Below are 17,439 nucleotides of genomic sequence, written 5' to 3'. Positions count from 1 at the left end.
CGGAGGTTTTCGGAAAATTCTGAATAATCTGAATAATCCGAAAATTCCGACGACTTTCAACTTTCAACGACTCTCAATTCTCAACTAACAATGTCCGACGGCAATTACAATCGAAATCTCCTTCCCTACCGCGACTATCAGAGCGGTGTGCGGGCTGGGCGTGCCACCATGCGTACGCGTGCCATGGAAAAACTGCGCGAACTCCTCGAAAAGACAGACCTCTCCGAAGAACAGCAGGCGGAAATGCTGCGCGAATTCCATGCGGCACTGAAATAGACAGCCAAAAAAGGATTTTTCCGGGAAAATCTTGGAAAAGTGTAAAATTTCGCATGAATTCACCTTGGAAAAGTGTAAACATGCTCGAAATGGTTATTTATAATTCTTTAATTAAGACATGAATATTATGACATCAACAACCTCTCCAAGTATGGTTAACAGAGTTTTTATAGCCTTGATTGCCGGTATGGTCTTCCTTTCCTGCAATTCGGTGGCTCAGAATGCACCGGAGGCTGAGAAAGCAGCGGCTGCCAAGCCGGCAGAAGGGCAGGCGGAGCCGGACAGGGACGTGCCCGAGGGTGCGGCTATCCTGATGAAGTGCTATCCCGACTTCATCAAGGGCTATAAGGACGGCAAACTCCTGATGAGCGACGGCACGACGCTGGTCTATGACGACGGGCGCGAGAAGTCGTTCGTGGAGAAACTGGACGATGCCGACCCTGAGGACATGTTTGCCTTCACGTACAATCGTAAGACGCGCATACCGGAATACTTGCAGGATGCCGGTCGCAGCCGTTGCGAGGCATTGTTCAAGAAGATGTACGGATCCACTGAAGCCGCTGTTCGCAGAAATCTGATCAGTGTGCCTTGGTTTGGTCAGAAAGTGCTCTTTACGAAGGTGAATGGCGCGGCAGACCGTCTGAGAGCCGTTGCAGCCGAACTGGCACAGCATCCGGAACTGAGCAAGTATTTCAAGTCGGAAGGCACGTTCTATTGGCGTCCTGTGCGTGGTGCCAAGCGCCTGAGTGCCCATTCCTACGGCATGACCATCGACATTGGCGGTAACTTCAAGACGTATTGGCTGTGGAAGAAGCCCGGTGCTAAGGAAACCGACCGGAACATCGTGTATGAGAACAAGATGCCTCTTGAGATTGTAGAAATCTTTGAGAAGCATGGATTTATCTGGGGCGGACGCTGGTATCACTATGACACCATGCACTTTGAATACCGCCCGGAAATTCTCATGAATAATCCCTGATGGGGTAGGCGTAATCGGAATAATCGGAATAGTCTGAGTGTTCGGAGTATTCTGATTATTCCTAAAACCCTGAATATTCCGATTATCCCTTAAATCTATGTCTAAAAAAACGTTAAAACCTTTCTTTGTTCCTTGAGAAATGAGTAATTTTGCGCGCAATAAAAAGTAATATAGAATAGGTTTTTTATGATTTCGAATTTTATTGCAGACAAGATTGTGATGGACGGTCTGACATTCGACGACGTTCTGTTGGTTCCCGCTTATTCAGAAGTGCTTCCAAACACTGTGAAACTGGACACCTGGTTTTCGCGTAACATACAGTTGCACATCCCCTTCGTTACGGCAGCGATGGACACCGTTACGGAGGCGCCTATGGCGATAGCCATTGCCCGCGAGGGCGGCATAGGTGTGATTCACAAGAACATGTCGATAGAAGAACAGGCTCGTCAGGTTGCCATCGTGAAACGTGCCGAGAACGGCATGATTTACGACCCTGTTACCATTCAGCGCGGCAAGACGGTGGGCGATGCGCTCGCCATCATGTCGGAGTACCACATCGGCGGCATACCTGTAGTTGACGAAGAGAATCGCCTGGTGGGCATCGTAACGAACCGCGACCTGCGTTTCGAACTGGACCACAACAAGACCATTGACATGGTAATGACGAAGGACCACCTCGTGACTACCACACAGCAGACCGACCTCGCCGGTGCTGCACGCATTCTGCAAGAAAACAAGATCGAGAAACTCCCCGTAGTTGACCGCGACAACCACCTCGTGGGACTGATTACCTACAAGGACATCACCAAGGCGAAGGACAAGCCTATGGCGTGCAAGGACGAGAAAGGCAGGCTTCGTGTGGCAGCAGGTGTGGGTGTTACGTTTGACACGCTCGACCGTATGCAAGCCCTCGTCAATGCCGGCGTTGATGCCATCATCATCGACACTGCCCACGGTCACAGCCGCAACGTTATCGAGAAACTCCGCGAAGCAAAGGCAAGTTTTGCAGGTGTAGATATTGTAGTGGGCAACGTAGCCACAGGCGAAGCCGCACGTATGCTTGTGGAGGCAGGAGCCGACTGTGTGAAGGTGGGTATCGGTCCCGGCAGCATCTGTACCACACGTGTCGTGGCAGGCGTGGGTGTGCCGCAACTTTCAGCCGTTTACGATGTGGCTTGTGCCCTGAAAGACACTGGTGTACCCCTCATAGCCGACGGTGGCCTGCGCTATTCCGGCGACATCGTGAAAGCCCTCGCGGCAGGTGGCACGAGTGTGATGATAGGCTCCCTCGTGGCAGGCACGGAAGAATCGCCGGGCGAAACCATCATCTTTAACGGCAGGAAGTTCAAGAGTTACCGCGGCATGGGCTCGCTCGAAGCCATGGAGAACGGCTCCAAGGACCGCTACTTCCAGGCTGGTGTGAAGGAGACGAAGAAACTCGTGCCGGAAGGCATAGCAGGTCGTGTGCCCTACAAAGGCACAGTTCAGGAAGTGATATACCAACTCGTGGGCGGTCTGCGCTCCGGTATGGGCTACTGCGGTGCAGCCACCATCGACGACCTGCACAACGCCAAGTTCACGCGCATCACGAATGCCGGAGTGAACGAGAGCCACCCGCACGACATCACCATCACGAGCGAGGCACCCAACTACAGCCGAAACGAATACTAATGAGGGTAATTTTATCCCTTTCAGCATAGCAAGAAAAAAGATCCCGAAAGAAAAGAATAGAATAATGAAAAAGCAACTTATTTTTCTCTTTGCCGCCGTGTCGCTGGGCGCTTTTGCCCAGGACCCTGTCGTGATGACTGTAAACGGCAAGGACGTGACCCGTTCCGAATTTGAATATTCCTACAATAAGAACCGCGACGTGGAAGGCGCCGTGGAGCAGAAATCGGTGGAGGAATATGCAGAGATGTATCTGAACTACAAACTCAAGGTGGCTGCCGCCGAAGATGCCAATCTCGACACTGTGTCGTCGATGAAGAAGGAATTTCTCTCTTACCGCGACATCCAACTCACGCCTTACCTTGTGGACGAGGAGTTCATCGACTCTGTGGCACGCGCCATCTACGACCGTCAGGCGAAACAACTCAATGGTCAGGACATCCTCACCATGCAGCACATACAAATCCTCGTGCCCTCCAACGGCACACAGGACGTGAAGGATGCTGCCCTTAGCCGTGCCGACTCCATCTACAACGCCCTTCAGGCAGGAGCCGACTTCGACGCATTGGCACAGAAAGTGTCGGAGAACCGCAACACAGCACGCTACGGCGGCCGCCTGGCGCCTGTTGGTCCGGGCATGCTGCCCAAAGACTTCGAGACAGCCGTTTATAAACTGCAGAAGGACGAAATATCCAAACCCATCGAAACACCGGACGGCTATCACGTGGTGAAGATGCTTAATCGTGCCCCTCTGCCACCTTACAGTCAGGAAAAAGACGCTATAGTAACTTATCTCAAACAGCAAGGCATAGAAGAAGCCAGTGCTGATAACAGGATACAGAAAATTGTGGCACAGTCCGGCGGTACGCTCACTCGCGAAGCCGTACTCGACAGTGTGATGCACGCACATGTGGGCACCGACAATGACCTGAAATACCTCATCGCGGAATACCACGACGGTCTGCTGCTCTACGAACTGAGTCAGCGCGAGGTGTGGACACCTGCCCGCGAAGACGAAGCCGCCCTTACCAACTACTACAACAGCCACAAGGCAAACTACGCCTGGAAGGAGCCCCGCTTCAAAGGCTATGTCATTCAGGCAAAGGACAAAAAGACCTTCAACGCCCTGAAGAAGTACGTCAAGAAGTATGCTAAGACCAATCCCGACGGCACCGACCTCACCAACCTCGTGAAGGAAGAATTCAATAAGGAAAACCTCGTGGCGAAGGTTAGCCGCAAACTCGTGGTGAAGGCTGGTGCCAACAAATACGTTGACCAGTACTTCTTCAAGCAAGGCACTGCTCCCGAGACGCCCGACTTCCCCTTCACCACAGCCGTGGGCAGGAAACTCAAAGCCCCCTCTTCCTATCTCGACGTGAAAGAAGCCGTGCAGGCCGACTATCAGGAAACCCTTGAGAAAGAATGGGTGGAGCGTCTTCGTGCCCGTTATCCCTACACCATAAACAAGGACGTGCTCAGCACAGTGAACAACCATTAATTCAACTTCCTGGAGTTATCGAAGTTAACGAAATAAAAGAAGTTAACGAAATAAAAGAAGTTAAAGAAGATAGCGAAGTTAACGAAGTTAACGACGATACTTTAGAACGATAAAAAACAAAAGAAAGAAGTTCAAAGAGAAAGAGGTAACGTCGTTAACTTCGAGCGAAGCGATAACTTCGCTAACTTCAAAGAAAAAAAGAGGTTACGTCGTTAACTTCGAGCAAATGGAACTTGCGAAACTTGAATCATTAAAAAACGGCGGCTAACAAGCCGTGTCATACCATATATATGCGTATTCTGAAGATATTGTCGCTGCTCTTTCCCATAGCCCTTGCTGCAAGCGGGCAGAGCCGCATAGTGGACAAGGTGATTATGATAGTGGGCGATGAACCCATCCTCCTCTCCGACGTTGAGGAGTCGCGCATCAGTTATGAAAAGCGCGGTGTTATCATCGACAACCCCTACAGTGCCATACCCGAACAGATAGCCATACAGAAACTCTTCATCCATCAGGCACTGCTCGACAGTGTGGAAGTGAACGACTCTGAGATTTCAGCGGATGTGAACGAGCGTATCAATACCTACATAGAGGAATTCGGTTCCCGCCAGAATGTGGAGATGTATGCCGGTAAGTCCATCTCCCAACTCCGTGAAGACCTCACCAAGCGCTTACGCGAGGAAAATCTCGTGCAGGGTGCCCAGCGCAACCTGACGAAGGGCATCAAGGTTACCCCTGCTGAGGTGCGCGAATTCTTCCGCGACATACCGCAGGACAGCCTGCCGATGATACCCACTCAGGTGGAGTTGCAGATTCTCACCCAGGAGCCGCAACCCACACCGGAAGAGGTGGAGCGTGTGCAGGAACAGTTGCGCGACATAGCGCGCCGTGTGAATGCCGGCGAGACCTCATTTTCCGCTCAGGCACGCGCCTATTCTCAGGACGGCAGTGCGAAGAATGGCGGTGAACTTGGTTTTACGGGGCGCGGACAGTGGGTGCCGGAGTTCTCGAAAGTGGCATTCAGCATGAACGAGCCCAACAAGGTGTCGCGCGTGGTGAAAACCGAATTCGGCTTCCATATCATACAGTTCCTTGAGCGTCGTGGCGACAGGGTCAACGTGCGCCACATCCTGCTCAAGCCGCAGATAGAAAACAGTGAGTACAACCGCCTCCTGCTGCGCCTCGACTCCATAGGCAACGACATCCGCGACGGTAAATTCACCTTCGACGCAGCAGCGCTGGCACTATCCGACGATGAGGATACGCGCAACAACAACGGTCTGATGGTGAACAAAGCACAGCGCAACACACTGACCTCGCGCTTCAAGATGAGCGAACTGCCTGCCGAACTCGCGCGGGTGGTGGATACGCTCAAAGTGGGAGAGGTGTCGAACTCCTTCATGATGGACAACGGCAAGGGTAAGACGGTGTGTGCTATCGTCTGCCTCAAAAACCGCATTCCGGAACACCGCGCCAACATGACGGAGGACTTTCAGGAACTCAAGGATGTGGTGTTTGCTCATCGCTGCGATGAGAAAATAGACGAGTGGATACGCGAGAAGCAAAAGACCACCTACATCAAGATAGACCCCGAGTGGAAACACCGCAACTTCAAGTACCCGGGCTGGGTGAAGGACAACTAACGACACACGCTTGACGACCTTGCAAATCATACGTACACACATCCTGCGCACATTAGCGCTCATCATATTTCTGCTTTGTGGTCTGACAGTCTTTGCACAAACCACAAAGCAGAAGAGTTTTGAGCGCATCTACCTCGTTCATGCCGACAAACTGATGTACGACCGCACGCAGTTTGACGGTGCACAACGTGCCAAGGGACGTGTGCATTTCCGTCAGGGTGTGAAGCAACTCTACAGCGACAGCGCAGTCTATAACGACCGCACAGCCAAGTTCGAAGCCTTCGGCAATGTGCGTTTCGTGCAAGGCGACACGGTTGATATACGCGGCAACTACCTGCGCTACGACGGTCAGGCACAGGTGGCTTACATGACGGGGCACGATGTGACGCTCAAACACACGCGCGGCACATTGGTAAGCGACAGCGTGCTCTATAACGTGCAGCAGGAAGTGGCTGAATTCTTCAAGGGCGGCAAACTCACACGCGGCGACGTTACCTTAACTGCCGAGCATGGCAAGTGCTTCATGCGCACCGACAGCGCCCACTTCGACAACAACGTGAAACTCACCAGTGCCCGCGGCACCATCACCACCAACGACATGGGCTACAACATGAAGACCAAGTGGGCACACGTGATGGGACCATCGAACATCATCCGCAAGAACAATAATATCTACACCGAGAACGCCTATTACAATGAGGCTACGGGTGAAGCGCGCCTGCTTCAACGCAATGTGCTCTACAAACCCGGCAACCGCGAGATGGCAGCCGACAGATTACACTACCGCAGCGACACGAAGGAAGCCATTTTCTCGGGGCGCGTGCGCTACGACGACAAGAACAATAACCGCACCGTGGAGAGCATCGGCGGACGTTATGATGAGAATGGCCGCACTTTCTACGGCGATGAACAGATGGTCTTTACCGACCACAAGAACAACCGCCGCATCACCACCGACAAAGGCAACTACAATGAGGCGTCGCGCGTCTTCACGGGTGAGCGCAACGTGGTGTTCGATGCCTACAAGGACTCCGTGCGCATGACGTGCGACCAGGGTGAATACCACGAGCGCGACAGCATTTTCTACGGTAACGGCCACGTGGTGGTAACAGACCGCAAGCACGATACCCGCACCACGTGCGACCGCGGCGAACACCACGGCAAGCAGAAACTCACCAAGGCGATGGGGCGCGTGAACTATTACGACCGCCGTAACCAGCGACGTGTGAAGTGCGACCGTGGCGACTTCAACGAAAACACGAAGATACTCAACGCCTACGACAACGTGTGGTTCCACGACATCCGCAACCGCCGCATGGCAACAGCCGACCGCGCCGACTACAACGGCTTCACCAAGCAGTTTGATGCCTACTGCGACGCGGGCAGACTCGTTCATGCGCACGACAGCATCAACAATCAGGACATGGTGGCGGAACACGTGCACTACAACGACAGTACAGGCTGGTTGCAGGCACGCAACGATGTGGTGTTCCATGACTATAAGCGCAAATACGACTTCCAGGGGCATTTCGTTGACTACAACGATCGCTGGGGACTTGGTCTGGCTACCGACAGTGCCATAGCCGCCGACCTCTCGCGCAAGGGGCAGGAAATGTATTTTCATGCCGACACCATAAAGGTGTTTTCTTACTATCGCTCCACCGATGAACCCTACGAATACGTAAAGGACCGAAAGTTGCCGAAGGGCTACGTGCAGGACTCCCTCTATCGTGTGCTGCGCGGCGAAGGTAAGGTGCGCTCGTGGAGCAAGGACGTGCAGGCAGTATGCGACACGCTGATTTACCATGAGAAGAACCGCGTCGTTACCATGCTGCGCGACCCCATCGTGTGGAACGAAAACAGGCAGATTCTGGGCGAGGAAATCATTGTTTATCTCAGTGAGGACGAGAAAAAGCCGAAAAACACTGCAGCCGGCAACAGGAAAGAAGAGAACGGCATGAAACTCGACAGCATCCACGTTAACAGTCAGGCACTCGTCTGCGAACAGGTGCTGCGCGGCGATACCCTCCACTTCAACCAGGTGGCAGCACAGCAGATGAGGAGTTATTTCCGCGATGGCGAAATCTATATGAACACCTGCAAGGGGAACGTGTGCATCGTGAACTATCCGTTGGAGAAGGACAGCGTTATCCTCTATCAGAACTACACTGAGACGGCAGCATTGCGCATGACGCTCGAGAAAAAGAAGTTGCAGCGCATCTGGGCACCGGCATCCACGGGTTGCCTCTATCCGCTCGGGCTCGCACCGCGTGACAGAACCTACCTCGAAAATTTCGCATGGTTCAGCGACATAAGACCTGTGGACCAGAACGACCTGCTTCTTTGGCGCGGAAAGCGGGGCATGGAACTCAAAGCCCGTAAACGCCGTGTGGCGCCGTTGCAGAAACTGACCGACTGACGGTGAATGTGCTGTGTCGCCCCTCCGGGGCTCGGTATGCGGGAACGGTGTAACAGGGGTTTCAGTCGCTTCGCTCCTTACACCCCTGCCTATGTTGTGTCGCCCCTTCGGGGCTCGGTGTGCGGGAACGGTGTAACAGGGGTTTCAGTCGCTTCGCTCCTTACACCCCTGCCTATGCTGTGTCGCCCCTCCGGGGCTCGGTGTGCGGGAACGGTGTAACAGGGGTTTCAGTCGCTTCGCTCCTTACACCCCTGCCTATGTTGTGTCACCCCTTCGGGGCTTATAGGCAACAGAACGATGACTGTCGCAGGAAATAATAAATAACCATAAAAACATTCTGAATAACCAGCACGTCTGAGGATAGTCCCGTAGGGACGTAACAGCATAGACAGGGGTGAAAGGAGCAAGGCGACTGGAACCCCTGTAAAACAGAAGGTTTGCCAATGAACCCCGAAGGGGTGGTACAGAAAGAAATACACACGAACAGATTAAAGCGTATCCCAAAATGTCAGATATCATACAACTACTCCCCGACACCGTAGCCAACCAGATAGCGGCAGGCGAGGTCATTCAGCGACCTGCTTCTGTTATCAAGGAATTGGTGGAGAATGCCGTGGATGCCGGTGCCACGATGATTCAGGTCTTCGTGACCGATGCCGGAAAGACGTGCATACAGGTGGTGGACAATGGTAGCGGCATGAGCAATACTGATGCGCGCCTGGCTTTCGAACGCCATGCCACATCGAAGATACGCAAGGCAGAAGACCTCTTCGGACTTACCACGATGGGTTTCCGCGGCGAGGCACTGCCCTCCATCGCTGCTGTGGCACAGGTGGAACTCCGTACACGCATGGCTGGCGAAGACCTCGGCACGCTGCTGCGCATAGAGGGTGGCAAAGTGGTGGAGCAGAGTGTGGCATCATCGCCTGTGGGGTCAAACTTTTCCGTGCGCAACCTCTTCTTCAATATCCCGGCACGCAGGAAGTTCCTCAAGTCGAACACCACGGAGATGAGCAACATTCTTCAGGCGTTTGAACGCATCGCACTGGCGAATCCGCAAATCGCCTTCAAACTCTATAAGGACGGTGTCCTCATGCTCGACCTTCCCGTGGGCAATTTCCGTCAGCGCGTCTGTGCACTCTTCGGCAAGCGCATGGACAGCCAGATAGTGCCAGTGAACGTGGAGACATCGCTCGTGAACATCTCCGGCTACATCGGTATGCCCGAGAGTGCGCGCAAGAAGGGTGCTCAGCAGTTCTTCTTCGCCAACGACCGCTACATGCGCCACCCGTATTTCGCCAAGGCTGTGGCCACGGCATACGACCGCCTGGTGGCAGAAGGTGTGCAGGTGCCTTTCTTCCTCAAGATGGATGTGGACCCCACGCGTATCGACGTGAATATCCATCCTGCCAAGACGGAGATTAAGTTCGAGGACGAACAGGCCATCTGGCAAATCCTGCTCGCGGCGTGCCGCGAGGCATTGGGCAAGTTCAATGCTGTACCGACCATAGACTTCGACACGGAGAACCGCCCCGACCTGCCACTCTTCAACGGTAGTACGGGAGTAGGTGTACCCACGATAGATACCGACCCTGCCTATAATCCCTTCCTGCCCAGCGACGGACCAAAGGGCAGTACATCGTCCGGTCCGGGCAACACAGGCGAGATGCCCTCGTATGCCGCGCCGTCGCGCGGTGCTGCGGGCAGCGATTGGGACACCATCTATCGCAACGCGCTCGACACCCCTGCCGACAGCGCAGACAGTCAGGACGGTCAGGTACCCAACCTCTACGACAATCTGCCGGAGGACGACAAAAAAGGGTGGGAGGACACTTCTGCCGACTACTTCCAGTATCGCGGCCGCTTCATCGTAACGGCGGTGCAGTCCGGTCTTATGTTTATCGACCAGCACCGCGCCCATATCCGCGTGCTCTACGACCGCTACCTCAGTCAGGTATCGAGCCGCAAAGCCACGAGCCACGGACTGCTCTTCCCAGTGGATGTAACGCTCTCGCCAGCGCAGAAAGTACTCTTCGAGACGATGAAAGACACACTCACCTCCGTAGGCTTCGAGTTTCGCGCAGACGACGGCGGCAAAGCCCTCCTCTGCGGCATACCGGCAGGTGCAGAAGGCCTCGACCCCGAGAACCTCCTCCGCTCCATCATAGAAGAGGCGGCAGATGGCAACGAAACAGCCACAAATGCCGTGGCAGAGCGTATCAGCCTCTCCCTCGCACGCCGCGCAGCCATACCCGAAGGACAACACCTCACACACGACGAAATGGCAGGCCTCATGCAGCAACTCTTCGCCGGAACACAACCCAAACTCACACCCGACGGAAAACCGGTCCTCGTCATCCTCCCCGACGACCGGATAGAGCGGTATTTTGATTAAGGGGGGGCTTCGGAAAATTCTGAGTGTTCGGAAAACTCTGAGTGTTCAGAGTATTCCGATAAATTTGATAAACTCGTACTTAAATTCAAATAAGAAGTGCAAGTTTTTAGCAAGAATAAGAAGTATTTCCGCGAAAAATGATTATCTTTGCAATTTGATAGGCATTGAGCGGGCGTTATTGGGATATGCGATGAAAAGCACCCCGTTTCGCGGTCTTAAAGTCTTTGAAAACGAGAGGTTTAGAGAACTTCAGAAAAAAATAATATAAAACAATACATAAAAAATGAAATTTAATATTTCAAGTAAAGCATTTTCGTCCCGTCTGCTCGACATGGGTCGTGTGATAGTATCGAAGAACTCTGTAGCCATCCTTGAGTGCTTCGTGTTCGATGTGAAGGACGGTAAGCTCACCATTATGGCTTCCGACAACGAGAACACGCTGGTTTCCAGTCTTGACCTCAATGAGCATGACGGTGAAATCCGTTTCGCCGTGAATGCCAAGACGGTTCAGGAGTCGATGAAGGAAATTCCCGATCAGCCGCTTGAGATTTTCGTAAACGAGACCACCTTTGAGGTTACTGTTGACTATCAGAACGGTCAGTACAAGTTTATGGGTCAGTCGGCAGAGGAATACCCCGTTCCGCCTGCTCTTGAAGGGGAGACCACCACATTCAGGATAGATTCCGAGCAACTGATTTCGGGCATAGGCCGTGCCCTCTTCGCTACTGCCGACGACACGCTGCGCCCCGTGATGAACGGTGTGTTTTTCGACATCAAGGAGAACAAACTTGCCATGGTGGCGAGCGACGGCCACAAACTGGCTTGCGGTGAGGTGGAGAACGTAGGAGCCAGTGAGGACGGTTCGTTCATTCTGCCCAAGAAGCCCGCATCGCTTGTCAAGGCACTCTTCGGCAACGAGAAGGCTGAAGTGGGTGTGGAATTCAATATGCGCAATGCTGTGTTCACGACAGAGAACTCCAAACTCATCTGCCGCCTCATCGAGGGACATTATCCTAACTACAAGAGCGTTATCCCGAACAACAACCCCAACGAGGCGACGGTAAATCGCGCCGGCATTCTGAGTGCGCTGCGCCGTATGTTGATATTCTCCAATGTCAACAGTTCGCTGGTAAAACTCAACTTCGAGCCCAGCCGCATCACCATATCCACGCAGGACATCGATTTCTCCATGTCTGCCACAGAATCGCTCATGTGCGACTATTCCGGCACACCTATGAGCATCGGTTTCAAGGGCACCTACCTCATGGACCTGCTCAACAATATGGAGGGCGACGAAATCGTTATCCGCCTTGCAGATGCCACCCGCGCCGGTATCATCGTGCCTACCAAGCAGACCGATGGCGCCAGTGTGCTGATGCTTCTCATGCCGATGATGCTCAACGACTGATAATCCCCAATCGGTCATTAGACCGACAGAAGTGTTAAAAATGTCTCTTATGTCATAACAGTATATATTTTGGCGTTTTGTCTATCAGTCCCTCTTGACGCAGCCCGCTACGCCTTCGAGTGCCAAACAGCCAAACCACTCAAAATCCATACTTTTCTGACAATAAGTCTAATGATTGATTTGGGATAGCAGGCACAAAACAGCAATAGAATTAGAAGTTTGGCTACAGACGCTATGTCGCTTGGTGCCAAACTTCTAAATGCGTAAAATAACAAGGTTCTGACAGTTCTGAAATAGTATTTTTAACAGTGAAACTGAATCTCCAACGCCCCCTAGTCTTCCTCGACATCGAATCCACTGGTCTGAGCGTTACTGCCGACCGCATCGTGGAACTCTCAATGGTGAAAGTCATGCCCGACGGTACAGAGGACGTGCGCACCCAGCGTTTCAACCCCACTATCCCCATCAGTGCCGAGGCATCTGCCGTGAACGGTATAAAGGACGAGGACGTGGCGGATTGCCCCACTTTCAAGGAGAAGGCGCACGACGTGATGGCATTCATCGAGGGCTGCGACCTTGCGGGCTTCAATTCCAACCACTACGACATCCCCCTTCTGGCAGAGGAACTGCTACGTGCCGGTATCGACTTCCGTCCCGAACGTCATCGGCTCATCGATGTGCAGACCATCTTCCACAAGATGGAACAGCGCACCCTCGAAGCCGCCTATAAGTTCTACTGCGACAAGAGACTTGAGGGCGCACACACCGCCGAGGCGGATACGAAAGCCACCTACGAGGTGCTGATGGCACAACTCGACCGCTACAGCGACTTGCAGAATGATGTGGCATTTCTTTCCGACTTCTCAAGCAGGGGCAAGAATGTGGACCTTGCATGCCGCATTGTGCTGAATGATGCGGGTGAGGAAGTGGTCAACTTCGGCAAGCACAAGGGCAAGACCATCCGCGAACTCGTCAAGCGCGACCCCGCCTTCTTCGCATGGGTGCAGCAGGGCGACTTCCCGCAGGACACGAAGCGTGCCTTCCTCCGTCTGCGCCTCAAATATAAGGACCAATAATATCAGCATAAGGATAATTAAGAAGTTATCGAAGTTAAAGAAGTTGACGAAGTTAATGACGATACGTTGGAACGATAAATAATCAAAGTAAGAAGAATGGCATCCGCATAAGGTAATGTCGTTAACTTCAAGCAAGTGGAACTTAAATAAAAGAATATGAACTTCGTACTCGGCATCACCGGCAGTATAGCAGCCTACAAAGCATGTACCCTCATCCGCCTGCTCGTCAAGGCAGGGCATGAGGTGCAAGTGGTCATCACCCCTGCCGGAAAGGAATTTATCACTCCCGTCACACTCTCTGCGCTCACCTCGAAGCCCGTGATCAGCGACTTCTTTGCGCAGCGCGACGGCACGTGGCACAGCCATGTGGACCTCGGGCAGTGGGCAGACGCCATGATTGTAGCCCCTGCCACAGCCTCCACCATCGGCAAGATGGCAAACGGTGTGGCAGACAACATGCTCGTAACGACCTATCTCTCGATGAAAGCCCCCGTGTTCGTGGCACCGGCAATGGACCTCGATATGTATGCCCATCCCTCCACGCAGCGCAACCTCGACCGTCTTCGTCAGGTGGGGAACGTCATCATCGAACCCACGTGCGGCGAACTGGCGAGCCACCTCGTGGGCAAGGGACGCATGGAGGAACCCGAGCGCATCATGGATGCCGTTATGGCACATCTGGCGCAGAACAAACCGCTTAAGGGCAAAAAAGTGTTAATTACGGCAGGTCCTACATACGAGAAGATAGACCCCGTGCGTTATATAGGAAACCACTCGAGCGGCAAGATGGGCTTTGCCCTGGCAGAGGAATGTGCTGCGCGAGGAGCCGACGTAATCCTCGTGGCAGGTCCCGTAACATTGCCCACGCCAAATGGCGTAAGGCGCGTTGACGTGCAGACGGCTGCCGAGATGTACGATGCTGCCTGCGAAGCCTTCAGTACAGCAGATGCTGCCATACTCTGCGCTGCCGTGGCAGACTTTACCGTGGCGCAGCAAGCCGGCGAGAAAATCAAGCGTGGCAATGACGGGTTGCAACTCACACTCGTGCCCACACGCGACATCGCTGCCGAACTGGGACGCCGCAAGAGGGCAGGGCAGGTAGTCGTGGGTTTTGCCCTCGAGACTCAGAACGAAGCCGCCAATGCCCGCGACAAGATGCAGCGGAAGAACTTCGACTTCATCGTCCTCAATTCACTGCGCGACAAAGGCGCCGGCTTTGCTGTAGATACGAACAAAATCACCATCCTCACGCCTGATGCGGAAAGGGCATATCCGCTCAAGCCTAAGCGCGAGGTAGCAAAAGATATTGTGCAGACTTTATGCGAAAAATTCAACTGATTGTCATCTGCCTGCTGTGCAGCCTTACCCCGGCAGGCATACAGGCGCAGGAACTCGACGCGCGTGTCAACATCAACCATTCCAAAATCAGCGGCACGGACAACTCCGTGTACGACAACCTGCAGGAAGCCCTCACTGAGTTCATCAACGAACGGCAGTGGACCAACCTGCAGTTCAAGCGCAACGAACGCATTTCGTGTACGTTCAACATCGTAGTGAACAAATACGATGTCGGTGGGCACAATTTCGAGTGCCAACTCCTCGTTACCGCTACGCGCCCTGTGTTCAACTCCTCCTATACCACAGTGGTCTTCAGTACCACTGACGACAATTTCAACTTCGAATACAAGGAATACGACAAACTCGATTTCCGCACCGAAGTGATAGACAACGACCTGACGGCACTCATCGGTTACTACGTCTATCTCATCATCGGCATGGATATGGATTCCTATTCGCCGCTGGGTGGAACGGAATACCTCGAGACATGTCTCAATATCGCCAACAACGCGCAGAGCCTCACAAATTCGCAGAAAGGGTGGAAGCCCTTCTCCGACAAGAAGAACCGTTATGCCATCATCAACGACTACATGGACGGTGGCATGGAGCCCATGCGACGGATGATGTATCAGTACCACAGGGAGGGCCTCGACGTGATGGCAGAAAACTCCGACCGTGCCCGTGCTTCCATTACAGAAGCCATGGACAAACTCAAACAGGTGCATGCCGATAAACCGCTCAGTCTCGTGCCGCAACTCTTCACGGAGTATAAGCGCGACGAGATAGTAGGCATCTATCAAGGCAAAGCCAATGGTACAGAGAAGGATGAAGTGTTCAATACCCTCTCCTCCATCAACGCCTCTATGAACACCTATTGGCGCAAAATTCAAGAATAACAGTCCCGTCCTCTCAAAAAACGATACACCGTGCTTACCCGACTACATATTTCCAACTACGCCCTCATTTCCCGGCTCGACATCGATTTCTGTGGCGGTTTCTCTGTCATTACAGGTGAGACGGGAGCCGGTAAGAGCATCCTTCTCGGCGCTCTCGGTCTGATTATGGGTAAGCGCGCCGACTCGAAGGCGGTGAAGGCTGATGCCACGAAGTGTGTGGTGGAGGCGGCATTCAGTGTGGAGGACGAGCATCTTCACGCTTTTTTTCAGGAGAACGACATCGATTTCGACGGCGAAGAGTGCATCGTGCGTCGCGAGGTAACAGCCACAGGAAAGAGCCGTGCCTTCGTGAACGACACCCCCGTGCAACTCACCACGCTGAAAACCCTCAGCAACTACCTCGCCGACATCCATTCGCAGCACCAGAATCTGCTCGTGGCGCGAGAGGACTTCCTGCTCGACACCCTCGACGGCTTTTCTTCCGACCATGTTGCGGCGGAAGCGTACAAGGCAGCCTACGAAGCCTGGCGCAACCTTGCAGCCGAACTAAAGGCGCTTAAGGCGCAGACCGATCGCGACACGGCAGAAGAAGAGTTCTTGCTCTTCCAGTACAAACAGTTCGAGGACGCCGCCCTCACCGATGGCGAGCAGGAAGAACTGGAGGAGGAGTCGGAGCGGCTCAACCATGTGGAGGAAATCAAGCAGGCGATGTACGATGTGGTGTCGCAACTGACGGGCGAAGGCGATAATGTGCTCTCCCGACTGCGCAACAGCCAGCGCTCGCTCGAAGCAGTAACACGTGTATTTCCACAAGCGGAAGACCTTGAGAACCGTTTACAAAGCGCGATTCTCGAACTCGATGATATCGCATCAGAAGCCGACCGCCATTTTGAGTCGCTCGAGTTCGACCCCGAGCGCCTGATGCACGTGGAAGAGCGGCTCAACGTGATTTACACCTTGCAGAAGAAGCACCACGTGAACACCATCGCTGACCTGCTTGACATCGCCGCCCGCATCAAGGATCAACTGGCAAGGATAACCCATGCCGACGAGGACATAGAGCGCATGGAGCAAGAACTCAACGTGCGCTACGATGCCATGATGCAAGCCGCCCGAACACTGTCTGAAAAGAGGCGGCAATCGGCGCGTGCCATCGAAGGCGAAATGCTCACACTCGTGGCAGAAATGGGTATGCCCAATGCACAGATGACGTTCCGTTTTGAAGAGAAAAAGCCCGATGCTTCGGGTACCGACCATGTTGTGTTCCTCTTCAGTGCCAACCGTAACGTTCCGATGCAGAATGCAGCCGACATTGCTTCGGGCGGTGAAATATCGCGCCTTATGCTCGCCCTGAAGAGCGTCGTGTCGAAGTGCAAGCAACTGCCCACCGTCATCTTCGACGAGATAGACACTGGTGTGTCGGGCACGCTGGCAGAACGTATGGCGCTCGTTATGCGCAGCATGGCGGACCGGTGTCAGGTCATCTGTATCACCCATCTGCCGCAGATAGCAGCCCGCGGTGCCCATCATCTGCGTGTGTACAAACAGGAGGACGAGGTAGGCACCACGTCGCACATCGTGCCACTCTCGCCCGAAGAACGCATCACGGAAATAGCCAATATGCTCAGCGGCGAAATGGTAACGGAGGCAGCCGTGAACAATGCAAAGGCACTCCTGAATGTGGACTGATTGCCGCACACAAAAACAGATAATTCAACTTTCTGAAGTTATCGCTATGCTCGAAGTTATCGGAGTTAACGAAGTTATCGACGATACCACCGTTCGGGATGTAAATGACTTTCTGTCGTAAAAAACATACGTCGTTAACTTCTTTAACTTCGCT

General features: G+C 53.4%; 12 protein-coding genes. All 12 read left to right on the top strand.

The annotated features are described in order from the left end of the window. The first annotated feature begins 90 nt into the window (after positions 1 to 90). The 12 genes from C7Y71_RS03410 (at position 91) to recN (ending at position 17,285) form a co-directional block, all read left to right on the top strand. Positions 91 to 276: a hypothetical protein gene (locus C7Y71_RS03410; protein ID WP_111898559.1), complete on the top strand. Its 186-nt coding sequence runs from the start codon at positions 91 to 93 to the stop codon at positions 274 to 276. A gap of 127 nt (positions 277 to 403) precedes the next feature. Further along, positions 404 to 1,255, top strand: a complete 852-nt coding sequence (locus C7Y71_RS03405; RefSeq protein WP_193215955.1) for a M15 family metallopeptidase — start codon at positions 404 to 406, stop codon at positions 1,253 to 1,255. 189 nt (positions 1,256 to 1,444) lie between these two features. Beyond that, positions 1,445 to 2,926 carry an IMP dehydrogenase gene (gene guaB, locus C7Y71_RS03400; protein ID WP_111898663.1) on the top strand — a complete coding sequence of 494 codons (1,482 nt, stop codon included), beginning with the start codon at positions 1,445 to 1,447 and terminating at the stop codon, positions 2,924 to 2,926. A 64-nt stretch (positions 2,927 to 2,990) separates the two neighbouring features. Further along, entirely contained in the window at positions 2,991 to 4,421 is a 1,431-nt protein-coding gene (locus tag C7Y71_RS03395; protein ID WP_111898561.1) for a peptidylprolyl isomerase, read from the top strand. 290 nt (positions 4,422 to 4,711) lie between these two features. Then, positions 4,712 to 6,064: a peptidylprolyl isomerase gene (locus C7Y71_RS03390; RefSeq protein ID WP_111898562.1), complete on the top strand. Its 1,353-nt coding sequence runs from the start codon at positions 4,712 to 4,714 to the stop codon at positions 6,062 to 6,064. A gap of 10 nt (positions 6,065 to 6,074) precedes the next feature. Then, positions 6,075 to 8,483, top strand: a complete 2,409-nt coding sequence (locus tag C7Y71_RS03385) for an OstA-like protein (protein ID WP_146739432.1) — start codon at positions 6,075 to 6,077, stop codon at positions 8,481 to 8,483. 505 nt (positions 8,484 to 8,988) lie between these two features. Then, a complete protein-coding gene (gene mutL / locus C7Y71_RS03380) occupies positions 8,989 to 10,878 on the top strand; it encodes a DNA mismatch repair endonuclease MutL (protein ID WP_111898564.1) in 1,890 nt (629 codons plus the stop codon). 283 nt (positions 10,879 to 11,161) lie between these two features. Next, on the top strand, positions 11,162 to 12,286 hold the full coding sequence (dnaN, locus tag C7Y71_RS03375) for a DNA polymerase III subunit beta (protein WP_111898565.1): 1,125 nt from the start codon (positions 11,162 to 11,164) through the stop codon (positions 12,284 to 12,286). A gap of 308 nt (positions 12,287 to 12,594) precedes the next feature. Next, positions 12,595 to 13,362, top strand: coding sequence for a 3'-5' exonuclease (locus C7Y71_RS03370; protein WP_111898566.1), 768 nt, complete (start codon positions 12,595 to 12,597; stop codon positions 13,360 to 13,362). A gap of 156 nt (positions 13,363 to 13,518) precedes the next feature. Further along, on the top strand, positions 13,519 to 14,700 hold the full coding sequence (gene coaBC, locus C7Y71_RS03365) for a bifunctional phosphopantothenoylcysteine decarboxylase/phosphopantothenate--cysteine ligase CoaBC (protein WP_111898567.1): 1,182 nt from the start codon (positions 13,519 to 13,521) through the stop codon (positions 14,698 to 14,700). Next, positions 14,682 to 15,596, top strand: coding sequence for a type IX secretion system protein PorD (gene porD / locus C7Y71_RS03360; protein ID WP_111898568.1), 915 nt, complete (start codon positions 14,682 to 14,684; stop codon positions 15,594 to 15,596). The genes coaBC and porD overlap by 19 nt, the downstream gene beginning before the upstream one ends. Before the next feature lie 30 nt (positions 15,597 to 15,626). Continuing rightward, on the top strand, positions 15,627 to 17,285 hold the full coding sequence (gene recN / locus C7Y71_RS03355; RefSeq protein ID WP_111898569.1) for a DNA repair protein RecN: 1,659 nt from the start codon (positions 15,627 to 15,629) through the stop codon (positions 17,283 to 17,285). The last annotated feature ends 154 nt before the right edge of the window (positions 17,286 to 17,439 follow it).

The organism is Pseudoprevotella muciniphila, from assembly GCF_003265305.2.
GTDB classification, from domain to species: Bacteria; Bacteroidota; Bacteroidia; order Bacteroidales; family Bacteroidaceae; genus Alloprevotella; species Alloprevotella muciniphila.
This window is presented reverse-complemented; position numbering and strand designations above follow the sequence as displayed.

What these genes read in the sequence shown, in the direction of transcription:
- C7Y71_RS03410 (WP_111898559.1), top strand. Translation starts at nt 91, where the DNA reads ATGTCCGACGGCAATTACAATCGAAATCTCCTTCCCTACCGCGACTAT.
- C7Y71_RS03405 (WP_193215955.1), top strand. Translation starts at nt 404, where the DNA reads ATGACATCAACAACCTCTCCAAGTATGGTTAACAGAGTTTTTATAGCC.
- C7Y71_RS03395 (WP_111898561.1), top strand. Translation starts at nt 2,991, where the DNA reads ATGAAAAAGCAACTTATTTTTCTCTTTGCCGCCGTGTCGCTGGGCGCT.
- C7Y71_RS03390 (WP_111898562.1), top strand. Translation starts at nt 4,712, where the DNA reads ATGCGTATTCTGAAGATATTGTCGCTGCTCTTTCCCATAGCCCTTGCT.
- mutL (WP_111898564.1), top strand. Translation starts at nt 8,989, where the DNA reads ATGTCAGATATCATACAACTACTCCCCGACACCGTAGCCAACCAGATA.
- dnaN (WP_111898565.1), top strand. Translation starts at nt 11,162, where the DNA reads ATGAAATTTAATATTTCAAGTAAAGCATTTTCGTCCCGTCTGCTCGAC.
- coaBC (WP_111898567.1), top strand. Translation starts at nt 13,519, where the DNA reads ATGAACTTCGTACTCGGCATCACCGGCAGTATAGCAGCCTACAAAGCA.
- porD (WP_111898568.1), top strand. Translation starts at nt 14,682, where the DNA reads ATGCGAAAAATTCAACTGATTGTCATCTGCCTGCTGTGCAGCCTTACC.